The 13,208-nt window shown below is 68.5% G+C and carries 13 protein-coding genes; 7 read left to right on the plus strand and 6 right to left on the minus strand.

Annotated features, from left to right (window positions below; translation table 11 throughout):
- Positions 1-8 precede the first annotated feature (8 nt).
- Positions 9-683 carry a GNAT family N-acetyltransferase gene (locus tag FHW81_RS20945; protein ID WP_003096837.1) on the minus strand — a complete coding sequence of 225 codons (675 nt, stop codon included), beginning with the start codon at positions 681-683 and terminating at the stop codon, positions 9-11.
- 8 nt (positions 684-691) lie between these two features.
- Entirely contained in the window at positions 692-1,141 is a 450-nt protein-coding gene (locus FHW81_RS20950; protein WP_003096834.1) for a GNAT family N-acetyltransferase, read from the minus strand.
- Between the two features lie 127 nt (positions 1,142-1,268).
- On the opposite strand from FHW81_RS20950, the gene FHW81_RS20955 reads away from it, so the two are divergent.
- On the plus strand, positions 1,269-2,744 hold the full coding sequence (locus tag FHW81_RS20955; RefSeq protein WP_003121353.1) for a PLP-dependent aminotransferase family protein: 1,476 nt from the start codon (positions 1,269-1,271) through the stop codon (positions 2,742-2,744).
- A 36-nt stretch (positions 2,745-2,780) separates the two neighbouring features.
- On the plus strand, positions 2,781-3,995 hold the full coding sequence (locus FHW81_RS20960; protein ID WP_019372306.1) for a YeeE/YedE family protein: 1,215 nt from the start codon (positions 2,781-2,783) through the stop codon (positions 3,993-3,995).
- A 363-nt stretch (positions 3,996-4,358) separates the two neighbouring features.
- On the opposite strand, the gene aspA is transcribed toward FHW81_RS20960, so the two are convergent.
- Positions 4,359-5,783 (minus strand): aspartate ammonia-lyase, encoded by a 1,425-nt coding sequence (gene aspA, locus FHW81_RS20965; RefSeq protein ID WP_003096822.1) that lies wholly within the window; start codon positions 5,781-5,783, stop codon positions 4,359-4,361.
- A 175-nt stretch (positions 5,784-5,958) separates the two neighbouring features.
- Here aspA and FHW81_RS20970 point away from each other — a divergent pair, with 175 nt between their 5' ends.
- The gene (locus tag FHW81_RS20970) at positions 5,959-6,867 is read left to right on the plus strand and encodes a LysR substrate-binding domain-containing protein (RefSeq protein WP_003096819.1); all 909 of its coding nucleotides are present in this window, start codon (positions 5,959-5,961) and stop codon (positions 6,865-6,867) included.
- A 36-nt stretch (positions 6,868-6,903) separates the two neighbouring features.
- Here FHW81_RS20970 and adhP read toward each other — a convergent pair whose 3' ends face one another.
- Complete coding sequence (gene adhP / locus FHW81_RS20975; protein WP_003096816.1) at positions 6,904-7,932, minus strand: alcohol dehydrogenase AdhP; 1,029 nt, start codon at positions 7,930-7,932, stop codon at positions 6,904-6,906.
- Positions 7,933-8,279: 347 nt separating this feature from the next.
- On the opposite strand from adhP, the gene purE reads away from it, so the two are divergent.
- From purE to FHW81_RS20995, 4 genes are all read left to right on the plus strand, one after another.
- Positions 8,280-8,771, plus strand: a complete 492-nt coding sequence (gene purE, locus FHW81_RS20980; protein ID WP_003106314.1) for a 5-(carboxyamino)imidazole ribonucleotide mutase — start codon at positions 8,280-8,282, stop codon at positions 8,769-8,771.
- A gap of 30 nt (positions 8,772-8,801) precedes the next feature.
- Positions 8,802-9,884, plus strand: a complete 1,083-nt coding sequence (locus FHW81_RS20985; RefSeq protein ID WP_003146811.1) for a 5-(carboxyamino)imidazole ribonucleotide synthase — start codon at positions 8,802-8,804, stop codon at positions 9,882-9,884.
- A 114-nt stretch (positions 9,885-9,998) separates the two neighbouring features.
- A complete protein-coding gene (locus tag FHW81_RS20990; protein WP_003096795.1) occupies positions 9,999-10,244 on the plus strand; it encodes a GlsB/YeaQ/YmgE family stress response membrane protein in 246 nt (81 codons plus the stop codon).
- Between the two features lie 61 nt (positions 10,245-10,305).
- Entirely contained in the window at positions 10,306-10,854 is a 549-nt protein-coding gene (locus FHW81_RS20995; RefSeq protein ID WP_003096792.1) for a DUF3299 domain-containing protein, read from the plus strand.
- A gap of 65 nt (positions 10,855-10,919) precedes the next feature.
- Here FHW81_RS20995 and FHW81_RS21000 read toward each other — a convergent pair whose 3' ends face one another.
- Complete coding sequence (locus FHW81_RS21000) at positions 10,920-11,876, minus strand: D-hexose-6-phosphate mutarotase (protein WP_003122353.1); 957 nt, start codon at positions 11,874-11,876, stop codon at positions 10,920-10,922.
- An 83-nt stretch (positions 11,877-11,959) separates the two neighbouring features.
- Positions 11,960-13,159 (minus strand): formaldehyde dehydrogenase, glutathione-independent, encoded by a 1,200-nt coding sequence (gene fdhA, locus FHW81_RS21005; protein WP_003096788.1) that lies wholly within the window; start codon positions 13,157-13,159, stop codon positions 11,960-11,962.
- Between the last annotated feature and the right edge of the window lie 49 nt (positions 13,160-13,208).

The following is a 13,208-nucleotide window of genomic DNA, read 5'->3' on the forward strand; positions in this document are numbered from 1 at the left end:
GCCAGGGGCTAGTCGCGCAGCGCCTCCAGCGTCTGCCGCTGGCGGCCTTCGGCGTCGAAGTTGGAAGGATCGAGCCAGCGCTCGAACGCCGCCTGTCGCGCCGGCCATTCGCTGTCGAGCAGGGAGAACCAGGCGGTGTCGCGGTTGCGCTGCTTGACCACCATGTGCTGGCGGAAGGTGCCTTCGTAGGTGAAGCCCAGGCGCTCGGCGGCGCGCATCGAACGGGCGTTGCCGGCATTGCACTTCCACTCCAGGCGGCGGTAGCCGAGGCGGCCGAGGGCGAGTTCGGCGAGCAGGTAGACCGCCTCGGTAGACCCCGGTGTGCGCTGCATCGGCGCGCCGAAGGCGATATGGCCGATTTCGATGACGCCATCCTTCGGCGTGATCCGCAGGTAGCTGAGCAGGCCGACGGCGCGCTGCGTGCGCCGCTCGCGCACGGCGAAGAACAGCGGGTCGCGGCTGGCCGCCTGGCCGGCCAGCCAGGCGTCGAACGCCGGGCGCTCGGCGAACGGGCCGTAGGCCAGGTATTCCCACAGCAACGGGTCGGCGCCAGGCCCTTGCAGGGCGTCCCACAGGTCGTCGCCGTGGCGTTGCGGATCGAGCGGTTCGAGCTTGACGAAGCGGCCGTCGAGCGGGGCGTGGGGTGGAGTGGCGACGGGGCGCCAGTTCAAGGGTTCGCGCATGGTGGGCCTCAGAGAATCCTGCGGTACTGAAGGAAACCGGACTTGTCGGCGATGCGCTCGTACAGCTTCATCGCGTCGCTGTTGCTCTCGTGGGTCAGCCAGTGCACCCGCGAACAGCCAGCGGCGCCGGCCTCGGCGTAGACATGCTCGATCAGCCGGCGCCCTATGCCTTCGCCGCGCAGGCCCTCGGCGACGAACAGGTCCTGCAGGTAGCAGTAGTCGCCGACGGTCCAGCAGGAGCGGTGGTAGATCCAGTGCACCAGGCCTACGGCGCGCTCGTCGAGCCAGGCGAGGGCGGCGTTCATCGGTTCGTCGGCGTCGAGGAAGCGCTGCCAGGTGGCGTCGCTGGTAGCGGCGGCGATCTCGGTCTTGTAGAAGCGCTGGTAGCCCTCCCACAGCGGCAGCCAGGCGGCGTGGTCGCCGGCGCCGACGGGACGAATCTGCAGGGACGTGCTCATGGCTCGGTTCCATGTCCGGGTAAAGGTGCCTCCAGACTAGGCCGGGAAATGGTCCGCTAGAAGATCCATTGCTGGTCAATTCCACAGGTCCAATCCACACTGGCGCTTTCTTCCCTCCGAGACCGCCATGGCCACCGTACTGCCCTTCGACGCCGCCGGCATCCACCTCGACCCCGCCCAGGGCCTGGCCCGCCAGCTCTACGCCGCGCTGCGCGAACGGATCCTCGACGGCCGCCTCGGCAGCCGCACGCGGATGCCCGCCAGCCGCGAACTGGCCCAGGCCCTGAAGGTCTCGCGCAACACCGTGGTGCGGGCCTATGAACAGTTGCACGCCGAGGGCTATATCGACGGGCGCACAGGCGACGGCACCTACGTTGCCGAGTTGCAGGAAATCCCAGGCAGGGCCCCCGCCGTAGCCCCGAGCGCTCCCGCGCCGCGCGGCCCGGCGGCCCTGGCGCCGCCACCGGAAGGCGCGCCGCGAGCGTTCCGCGTCGGCGTGCCGGCCTTCGACCTGTTCCCCTTCGACACCTGGGCGCGGCTACAGGCGCGCTTCTGGCGCAACCCACCGGCGGACTGCCTGGGCTACGGCGACCCGGCCGGCGAGGCGCGCCTGCGCGAGCTGATCGCCGCCTACCTGCGCAGCGCGCGCGGCCTGCGCTGCGAGGCGGAACAGGTGATCGTCACCCATGGCGCGCAGCAGGCCATCCGCCTGTGCGCCCAGGTGTTGCTCGAGAACGGCGATCCGGTGGCTGTGGAAAACCCTGGCTACCGCGCGGCGCGCCTGGCCTTCGCCGCGACCGGCGCGGTACCGCACGGGATCGACCTCGACGCCGAGGGGCTGCGCAGCGACCGGCTCGCGGGCATTGCCGGCTGCCGCCTGGCCTATGTCACGCCGTCACACCAGTACCCCACCGGCGTCACCCTGTCGCTGGCGCGGCGCCTGGAGCTGCTGGAGTGGGCCGAGCGCGCCGACGGTTGGATCGTCGAGGACGACTACGACGGCGAGTATCGCTACAGCGGTACGCCGCTGGCGCCGCTGGCCGCGCTGGACCGACAGGGCCGGGTGCTCTACGTCGGGACCTTCTGCAAGATCGCCTTCCCGGCGTTGCGCCTGGGCTACCTGGTGGTCCCGCCGGCGCTGGTCGAGCGCTTCCGCCAGCGGCGGGCCATCGAGGTACGCCATTCGGAGGTGGGCACCCAGCGGGTCATGGCCGACTTCATCGCCGAGGGGCATTTCCAGCGCCACGTCCGCCGCATGCGCCGCGCCGCCCGCGCCCGCCGCGACGCCTTGCTGCGGGGCTGGCCAGAGGCGCCGGGTTGCCAGCCGTTGCCGGCGGTGGAGGCGGGGCTGCACCTGTGCGTGCGGGTCGACAGCCTGGCGCGCGAGCGGGCCCTGATCGCCGCGGCGGCAGCCGCCGGGGTGGAAGTCAGCGCCTTGAGCGACTACTGGATGGACGACTCCAGCGTTGCGCCAGACGACCGCGCGGGCCTGGTGCTGGGCTTCGCGGCAGTACCCGAGGTGCGTATCGACGAGGCGCTGCGGGCGTTGCGCAAGGCCTGGCGGCGGGAGGCCCTGGTTGGACCCGTCGTCGCGACTGACTAGAATGCCCCCGGATCACCCTCGCGCCCAGGAGTAGCCATGAGTGTCGCCCTTTCCGCCGTGCCCGAGCGCAAGCTCGCCGCCCCCCTGATCGCCTTCGCCCTGCTGGTGCTCGGCGGGCTGTTCCTGTTCAACGCGGTCAGCGCGCGCCAGGCCATCCTCTTCATCGTCGGCGGCGCCCTGGGCCTGACCCTCTACCACGCCGCCTTCGGCTTCACCTCCGCCTGGCGGGTATTCATCCGCGAACGGCGCGGCGCCGGGCTGCGCGCGCAGATGGTGATGCTGGCCGTGGCGGTGCTGCTGTTCTTCCCGGCGCTGGCGGCGGGCAGCCTGTTCGGCCAGCCGGTGAGCGGTTTCGTCTCGCCGGTTGGCACTTCGGTGATCGTCGGCGCCTTCATTTTCGGCATCGGCATGCAACTGGGCGGCGGCTGCGCCTCCGGCACCCTGTTCACCGTCGGCGGCGGCAACGCGCGGATGCTGGTGACCCTGCTGTTCTTCATCCTCGGCTCGCTGATCGCCACCCAGCATGTCGGCTGGTGGTTCGCCCTGCCGTCGCTGCCGCCGATCTCGCTGGTCGCCGAACTGGGCCTGGCACCGGCGCTGGTGTTGAGCCTGGCGGTGTTCATCGGCATCGCCGGGGTCACGGTACGCATGGAGAAGGCCCGCCACGGCACCCTGGAAACCCCGCCGAGCGCCGAATGGCGGGGTTGGCGGCGCTTCCTCCGCGGCCCCTGGCCGCTGGTCTGGGGCGCGTTGGCGCTGGCGCTGCTCAACTTCCTCACCCTGTACCTCGCCGGACGCCCCTGGGGCATCACATCGGCCTTCGCCCTGTGGGGCGCGAAGATCGCCCAGGGCGTGGGCCTGGACGTCGGCGCCTGGGCCTTCTGGCAGACGCCGGCGAACGCCAAGGCGCTGGCCGCGCCGCTGTGGGAAGACATCACCAGCGTGATGGACATCGGCATCGTCCTCGGCGCGCTGCTCGCCGCCGGCCTGGCCGGACGCTTCGCGCCGAACCTGGACATCCCGCGCCGTTCGCTGGCGGCGGCGGTGATCGGCGGGCTGCTGCTCGGCTACGGCGCGCGCCTGGCCTATGGCTGCAACATCGGCGCGTATTTCAGCGGGATCGCGTCCGGCAGCCTGCATGGCTGGTTGTGGTTGGTGGCGGCGTTTGCCGGCAACAGCGTCGGGGTACGGGTATTGAGGCCCTATTTCTTCCCGGAGGAGCGGCGGGAGCAAGGGTTGACGGGGTGTTGAGAGGGGATATGTCTTCGTAGGACGTATGACGCGGACGTTATCCACAGGTGAGCGCAGCCACACAACACCTCGGCAACGGGGAAGATCTGCGGGCCGTCTTGAGCGGTGAAAAAAAGAAGGGACACCGCAGGTCGCCGTGTCCCTCAGAGTGTAGAGAGGGAAAGTTGGTATCCCTCTCGACCGGTGAGCGTGGCGCCGCGGCTGGGCCGGGGCGCCGGGTATAAAAGAAGGGATGAAGGGTATCCATCCCTAAAGGTCGAGGGGGTAGTACTCCCCCTCTACCGGTGAGCCTTCTTCGATCGGCTGCGCTGCGGCCCGGCTGCGTCGATAGCCGGACCTGGGCGCGCTCGATCTCGTATCGGATCAGGCGCGCAGTGGAATCAGGCGCGGCGCGATCATGTTTTCCGGCAGCAGGATGTCGGCCAGGGTGGCTTCGTCCAGCAGCTTTTCCTCGCGTACCAGTTCCAGTACGCCGCGGCCGCTCTCCAGGGCGGTCTTGGCGATCCGCGTGGAGTTCTCGTAGCCGATGTACGGGTTCAGCGCGGTGACCAGGCCGATGCTGTGCTCGACCAGTTCGTGGCAGCGCTCGACGTTGGCGGTGATGCCGGTGATGCAGTGCTCGCGGAGCATGTCCATGGCGCGTTGCAGCAGGCGGATCGAGTCGAAGATCTTGTAGGCGATCAGCGGCTCCATCACGTTCAGTTGCAACTGGCCGCCTTCGGCCGCCAGGGTCAGGGCGAGGTCGTTGCCGATCACTTCGAAGGCGACCTGGTTGACCGCTTCCGGGATCACCGGGTTGACCTTGCCCGGCATGATCGAACTGCCCGGCTGGCGCGGCGGCAGGTTGATCTCGTTGATGCCGGTGCGCGGGCCGCTGGAGAGCAGGCGCAGGTCGTTGCAGATCTTCGACAGCTTGACCGCGGTGCGCTTGAGCATGCCCGAGAACAGCACGAAGGCGCCCATGTCGGAGGTGGCTTCGATCAGGTCGGCGGCCGGCTTCAGCGGCTGCCCGCTGATGGCGGCCAGGCGCTCGACGGCGAGCTTCTGGTAGCCGGGGTCGGCGTTGATGCCGGTGCCGATGGCGGTGCCACCGAGGTTCACTTCGGTGAGCAGCTCCGGCGCCAGGCGACGCAGGCGGTCGAGGTCTTCGCCGAGGGTGGTGGCGAAAGCGTGGAATTCCTGGCCGAGGGTCATCGGCACGGCGTCCTGCAACTGGGTGCGGCCCATCTTCAGTACGCCGGCGAATTCGACGCCCTTGGCGGCGAAGGCCTGGATCAGGCTGTCGAGGCTGGCCAGCAGGGTGTCGTGGCCGAGCAGCAGGCCCAGGCGGATGGCGGTCGGGTAGGCGTCGTTGGTCGACTGCGCCATGTTCACATCGTTGTTCGGGTGCAGGTACTTGTACTCACCCTTGGTGTGGCCCATGGCTTCCAGCGCGATGTTCGCGATCACTTCGTTCGCGTTCATGTTGGTGGAGGTGCCGGCGCCGCCCTGGATCATGTCCACCACGAACTGCTCGTGGAAATCGCCGCGGATCAGGCGGGCGCAGGCCTCGCTGATGGCGGCGTGCTTGTCTTCCGGGAGATGGCCGAGCTGACGGTTGGCGTCGGCGGCGGCCTGCTTGACCATGGCCAGGGCAACGACCAGCTTCGGGTAGTGCGACAGCGGCACCCCGGAGAGGCGGAAGTTGTTCACGGCGCGCAGGGTCTGGATGCCGTAGTAGGCGTCAGCGGGCACTTCGAGGGTGCCGAGCAGGTCTTTCTCGATACGGGAAGATGCAACGGGGGACATGACGGGATTTGTCTCAGAGGGACACGGCCAGTGCCGCGATGCCCACTAGACTAAGGATGTGACGATTTCGTGGCCAATGCTGTTAAACGCTGCCTCATGCACAAACGGCATAATGTTGGATGTGACGCTGGTATGATGGCGGACGTGTCATCGCATTACCGGAGCCTTTCCCGTCGTGAACCTCGAACTGAAGTGGCTGGAGGATTTCATCGCCCTGGCCGGCACCCGCAGCTTTTCCCAGGCGGCGGAGAAACGCTTCGTCACCCAGCCGGCCTTCAGCCGGCGCATTCGCAGCCTGGAGGACGCCCTCGGCCTGACCCTGGTGAATCGCCAGCGCACGCCGGTGGAACTGACCGAGGCCGGGCAGCTGTTCCTGGTCACCGCGCGCAGCGTGGTCGAGCAGCTCGGCCAGGTGGTGCGCCACCTGCACCACCTGGAAGGCGGGCAGGGCGAGGTGCTGCAGTTCGCCGCCGCCCACTCGCTGGCGCTGGGCTTCTTCCCGCAGTGGATCGCGCGGCTGCGCAACGAGGGGCTGAACATCGCCAGCCGGCTGATCGCCACCAACGTCGGCGAGGCGGTGCATTCCCTGCGCGAGGGTAGCTGCGACCTGATGCTGGCGTTCTACGACCCTGACGCCGCGTTGCAGATGGACCCGGAGATCTTCCCCTCGCTGCACCTGGGGCGCACCGAGATGCTGCCGGTTTGCGCGGTGAACGCCGAGGGCCAGCCGCTGTTCGACCTGGAGAACGGCCAGAGCGTGCCGCTGCTCGCCTACAGCGCCAGCGCCTTCCTCGGCCGCGGGGTCAACCTGCTGCTGCGCCAGCGCAACCTGCGCTACACCACGGTCTACGAGACGGCGATGGCCGACAGCCTGAAGAGCATGGCGCTGCAAGGCATGGGCGTGGCCTGGGTGCCACGGCTGAGCGTGGTCAACGAACTGGAGCGCGGTGAGCTGGCGATCTGTGGCGGGCCGCAATGGTTCGTGCCGCAGGAAATCCGCCTGTACCGCTGCGCGCTGGTACGCAAGGCGGCGATCCGCCTGCTCTGGCGCAAGCTGGAAGGCGGGCTGGGCAGCGTCGAGTAGACAGGCAAGGGCGGCGCCGGGACGCCGCCCCGCAGGTCACATCTCGAGGACGATGCGCCCCTCGATCTGCCCGGCGCGCATCTGGTCGAGGATCTGGTTGATGTCGTCCAGCTTGCCCGGATGGATGGTCGCCTTGACCAGGCCTTCGCCGGCAAAGTCGAGGGCTTCCTGAAGGTCCGCGCGGGTGCCGACGATGGAGCCGGCGATGTGCAGGCCCTTGAGCACCACGTCGAAGATCGGCGTCGGGAAGTCACCCGGCGGCAGGCCGACCAGGGCGATGGTACCGCCGCGGCGCGCCATGCCGATGGCCTGGCCGAAGGCGCTATTGGATACCGCGGTGACCAGCACCCCGTGGGCGCCGCCGATGTCGCGCTGGAGCACCTCCACCGGGTCTTCCTGCCGGGCGTTGACCGTCAGGCTGGCACCGAGCTTGCGCGCCAGTTCCAGCTTGGCGTCGTCGATGTCGATGGCGGCGACGTGCAGGCCCATGGCCCTGGCGTACTGCACGGCGACGTGGCCGAGGCCGCCGATGCCGGAGATCGCCACCCACTGGCCGGGGCGCGCGTTGGTCTGCTTGAGCCCCTTGTAGACGGTGACGCCGGCGCAGAGGATCGGCGCGATTTCAGCGAATTCGACGTTTTTCGGCAGAATTCCGACGTAGTTCGGGTCGGCCAATACGTATTCGGCATAGCCGCCGTTCACCGAGTAGCCGGTGTTCTGCTGGCTCTCGCAGAGGGTCTCCCAGCCGGTCAGGCAGTGCTCGCAGCAGCCGCAGGCGGTGTACAGCCAGGGGATGCCGACCCGGTCGCCTTCCTTCACTCGGGTCACTCCGCTGCCCACCGCGGCGACGTAGCCGACGCCTTCGTGACCGGGAATGAACGGCAACGGCGGCTTCACCGGCCAGTCGCCCTCGGCGGCATGCAGGTCGGTGTGGCAGACGCCGGAGGCTTCGATCTTCACCAGTACCTGCCCGGGGCCGGGCAGCGGAACCTTGACTTCCTCGATCCGCAGCGGCGCGCCGTAGGCGTGCACGACCGCGGCTTTCATGGTCTGTGGCAGGGTCATGGTCATCTCCTTGGACGGGGCTGAGCGCCTGTCGCGGCGCCTTTGACGGGCACCGCGACAGGCTGCGGAACCGGCGCGGCCGCCGCTCCCTCGGAGCGCGCCGCGACAACCAGTCTGGCCGCTCGTGGCAGGCGCGCATTGAGTTGCGGCAAGTTTCCCGCCATGGCGCGAAAAAACGGGACGGACGGTAGCCCCCGGCGCGCGCCCGGCCTGCCTTTGCGGTATACTGCGCCGCCTTCGAACCGGCACTGCCCGCCGGCTCGGCCCAGTACAAGCCACGCCCCTCGACGAAGCGTGGCTTGTTGGTTTCTGACGCGCCGGACGGCGCATTTGAGAGAGGCACGACGATGAGCGCACTGGTTGGCGTGATCATGGGTTCCAAATCGGACTGGAGCACCCTCAGTCACACCGCGGACATGCTGGACAAGCTGGGCATCCCCTACGAAGTGAAGGTGGTTTCCGCCCACCGCACCCCGGACCTGCTCTTCCAGTACGCCGAGGAAGCCGAAGGCCGCGGCCTCGAAGTGATCATCGCCGGCGCTGGCGGCGCCGCCCACCTGCCGGGCATGTGCGCGGCCAAGACCCACCTGCCGGTACTCGGCGTGCCGGTACAGTCGTCGATGCTGTCGGGTGTCGACTCGCTGCTCTCCATCGTGCAGATGCCCGCCGGCGTACCGGTCGCCACCCTGGCCATCGGCAAGGCCGGCGCGGTCAACGCGGCGCTGCTCTCGGCGAGCATCCTCGGCGCCAAGCACCCGCAGTACCACGAGGCGCTGAAGCAGTTCCGCGCCAACCAGACCGAAACCGTGCTGGACAATCCCGACCCGCGCGATGCGTGAGACAGGCTCTGAGAAGGTAAGGCTCGAACCATGAAAATCGGTGTCATCGGTGGCGGCCAGCTGGGCCGCATGCTGGCCCTGGCGGGAACCCCGCTGGGCATGAACTTCGCTTTCCTCGACCCGGCGCCGGACGCTTGCGCGGCCTCCCTGGGCGAGCACATCCGCGCCGACTACGGCGACCAGGAGCACCTGCGGCAACTGGCCGACGAGGTCGACCTGGTGACCTTCGAGTTCGAGAGCGTGCCGGCGGAAACCGTGGCCTTCCTCTCCCAGTTCGTGCCGGTCTACCCGAACGCCGAGTCGCTGCGCATCGCCCGCGACCGCTGGTTCGAGAAGTCGATGTTCAAGGACCTCGGCATTCCCACTCCGGACTTCGCCGACGTCCAGTCCCAGGCCGACCTCGATGCCGCCGCAGCCGCCATCGGCCTGCCGGCGGTGCTCAAGACCCGCACCCTGGGCTACGACGGCAAGGGCCAGAAGGTCCTGCGCCAGCCGGCCGACGTGCAGGGCGCGTTCGCCGAACTGGGCAGCGTGCCGTGCATCCTCGAGGGCTTCGTGCCGTTCACCGGGGAAGTCTCGCTGGTGGCGGTGCGCGCTCGCGATGGCGAGACGCGTTTCTACCCGCTGGTGCACAACACCCACGACAGCGGCATCCTCAAGCTCTCCGTGGCCAGCAGCGGGCATCCGTTGCAGGCGCTGGCCGAGGACTACGTCGGCCGCGTGCTGGCCCGGCTCGACTACGTCGGCGTGCTGGCCTTCGAGTTCTTCGAGGTGGACGGCGGCCTGAAGGCCAACGAGATCGCCCCGCGCGTGCACAACTCCGGGCACTGGACCATCGAAGGCGCCGAGTGCAGCCAGTTCGAGAACCACTTGCGCGCCGTCGCCGGCCTGCCGCTGGGCTCGACCGCCAAGGTTGGCGAGAGCGCGATGCTCAATTTCATCGGCGCGGTCCCCCCGGTGGCTCAGGTGGTCGCCGTCGCCGACTGCCACCTGCATCACTACGGCAAGGCCTTCAAGAACGGCCGCAAGGTCGGCCACGCCACCCTGCGTTGTGTCGACCGGGCGACGCTGCAGGCGCGCATCGCCGAGGTCGAGGCGCTGATCGAGGCGTGAGCGATTGCCGCCCGCCCATCCTTGGGTTGGCGGGCGGCACTGAACCCAAGGCTTTTCTACACTGTCCCATGGCAGGCGCAATACATGCGCATACACCCGTAAGGAGGGACTGTCATGGGATTAATCGGAACCATCATCGTCGGACTGATCGTTGGTCTCGTTGCACGCTTTCTGAAGCCAGGTGACGACAGCATGGGCTGGATCATGACCATCCTGCTCGGCATCGGCGGTTCGCTGCTGGCCACCTACGGCGGCCAGGCGATCGGCTTCTACCAGGCTGGCCAGGCGGCCGGTTTCATCGGCGCGGTGGTCGGCGCCGTCGTACTGCTGGTCATTTACGGCCTGATCAAGAAGAATTGATGGCTCTGGCCGGCCCCCGCGGGGGCCGGCGTTTCCTCACTTCGCCGGTATTCCCGCCATCATGCGCCGCTTCCCGTTCGCCCGCCTGTTGCTGCTCGCCCTGTTGTCCTCACCCCTGGTCCACGCCGAACTGCCCGAGACCGACTGGCTGGAACTGATGCCGCCGGCCGACCGCAAGGCGCTGGAAGAAATGCCCGACATCGTCCACGACACCCCGGAGGCCGCCGGCACCTTCACCAGCAAGGGGGGCCTGAAGCAGTCGGACCGGAAGATGCCGGCGGTGATGTATTCGGCCAAGACCGTCGCCAGCCTGGATGGCAAGGCGGTCCGCCTCGGCGGCTACCCGGTGCCGCTGGAGAACGACGCCAAGGGCCGCGTCACCGAATTCTTCCTGGTGCCCTATCCGGGCGCCTGCATCCACGTGCCGCCGCCGCCGCCGAACCAGATCGTCCTGGTGCGTTATCCACAGGGGCTGAAGCTGACCGATATCTACACCCCGCTGTGGGTCAGCGGCACGCTGAAGATCGAGCAGGTGAGCAATGACCTGGCCGATGCCGCCTACGCCATCGACAAGGCGCGGGTGAAGGTGGTGGAGGAAGCGGACCTGTAGGGCCGGCACCTGCGCAACGGTCCATGGCGGACGATGCGAGCCGCGCCGTCCGCTCGCCGACCCGCTCAGGGTCGTTTCAGCGGCTCGCTCCAGATCTGCACGCCAAAGCTTTCGCTGCGCCCGGGGGCGACCACCATGAGGTCGTCCCAGACCCGCCCGGTCTCGATGCAGAGCATCTGCTGCCAGGCGTCGTCGGCGAACTGCGAGAGACGCCGGGACTTGTCCACCCAGGGGTTCCAGACCACCGCCGAGCGCGAGTCGAGGGCGTGCAGGTGGATGCTGCGTTCCCAGCGCGGGTCCTTGATCAGCAGGTCGCGTTCGAGACCGAGGTAGATGCGATCCAGTTCGCCCTTGACCCGTACCGCGCCGTGCTGAGTGCGTTCTTCCCAGTTCTCCAGGGTCTCGATGTAGCGCGCGCCTTCCAGGCCCTCGATGGCGATCTCGCGGCTGTCGCTGACCGCGAAGTAGGTGTGCAGTGCCTGGCTGAGCACCAGCGGCTTGCTGCCGAGGTTCTCGCTGGTGAGTCGCAGGGTCAGGCGCTCGCCGAAGCGGAACAGCATGCGCAGCGCCGCCGGGTGCGGCCAGCCGGGGAGGCCATCGGGGGCGTCGAGGCGGAAGCTGACGCAGAGGTCGCCGTCCTCCTCGGCGATGTCGTCGATTTCCCAGTCGACTGCCCGGACCAGCCCGTGGGCGGGCGCCTTCAGGCCATCTTCCACCTGGCCGCGGACTTCCTGCGGGTTGCGCTCCAGCGGACCGAACCACGGCCAGCACACCGGCACCCCGCCGCGTACCGACTGCCCGCGCCGGTAGCCGGCCTCGTCGCTGAGCCAGACCAGCGGCGGCTGTTCGTGGGGCTGGTAGCTGAGCAGTTGCGCGCCCTGCTGGGCGATCAGCGCCTCGCCATGGGCGGTGTGGATGCGCCAGCAGGCCAGGTCGTCGACCTGTACCTGTTCGACGCGGTTGATCGGGCTATCGGTGTTCATGGCGGTCTCCGGGAGGCGAATGGATGGCAGCAGTATCACCGATCCATTTTATCGCCGGCAGTTCCCCCGGATAGCGCCAACGACGACGCGGCCCGTGGGCCGCGTCGGTTGTTGCCGGAGGTTCAGGCCGCGCGGAACAGGTTGTGTGGGTCGATGACGAATTTCTTCGGCACCCCGGCGTCGAACTCGCCATAGCCTTTCGGCGCATCGTCGAGGGTGATGACTTCCACCCCGACGATGTCGGCGATCTTGATCCGGTCCCACATGATCGCCTGCATCAGCTGGCGGTTGTACTTCATCACCGGGGTCTGGCCGGTATGGAAGCTGTGCGACTTGGCCCAGCCCAGGCCGAAGCGGATGCTCAGGGCGCCGTGCTTGGCGGCCGCGTCCACCGCGCCCGGGTCTTCGGTGACGTACAGGCCGGGAATGCCGATCTTGCCGGCGACCCGGGTGATGCCCATCAGCGAGTTGAGCACGGTGGCCGGGGCTTCCTGCTGCGAGCCCGAATGGCCGTGGCCGCGCGCCTCGAAACCGACCGCATCGACCGCGCAGTCGACCTCCGGTTCGCCCAGCAGAGCGGCGATCTGTTCGTGCAGCGGGGTGTCCTTGGACAGGTCGGCGATCTCGAAGCCCTGTTTCTTGGCGTGGGCCAGGCGGGTCGGGTTGACGTCGCCGACGATCACCACCGCCGCGCCGAGCAGGCGTGCCGAGGCCGCCGCGGCCAGGCCGACCGGACCGGCGCCGGCGATGTAGACCGTGCTGCCCGGGCCGACGCCGGCGGTGACCGCGCCGTGGTAGCCGGTGGGGAGGATGTCCGAAAGGCAGGTCAGGTCGCGGATCTTCTCCATCGCCGCTTCGCGGTTGGGCAGTTTCAGCAGGTTGAAGTCGGCGTAGGGCACCAGCACGTATTCGGCCTGGCCGCCGACCCAGCCACCCATGTCGACGTAGCCGTAGGCGCCGCCGGCACGCGCCGGATTGACCGTCAGGCAGACGCCGGTGTGCTGTTCCTTGCAGGTACGGCAGTGGCCGCAGGCGACGTTGAACGGTACCGAGACCAGGTCGCCGATCTTCATGGTTTCCACGCCACGCCCGATCTCCACCACCTCGCCGGTGATCTCGTGGCCCAGCACCAGGCCTTCCGGCGCGGTGGTGCGGCCGCGCACCATGTGCTGGTCGGAGCCGCAGATGTTGGTGGAGACCACCCGCAGGATCACCCCGTGGTCGATCTGCCGGCCCTGCGGGTCCTGCATCTTCGGATAGGGAATGTTCTGCACCTCGACCTTGCCGGGGCCGAGATAGACCACACCACGATTGCCAGACATACGCGTTTCCTCTTTGTCGTTGTGGGTACAAATGCGCGGCGTCCACGGC

The organism is Pseudomonas sp. RC10-4-2, from assembly GCF_050433085.1.
In the GTDB taxonomy this organism is placed as follows: domain Bacteria; phylum Pseudomonadota; class Gammaproteobacteria; order Pseudomonadales; family Pseudomonadaceae; genus Pseudomonas; species Pseudomonas aeruginosa.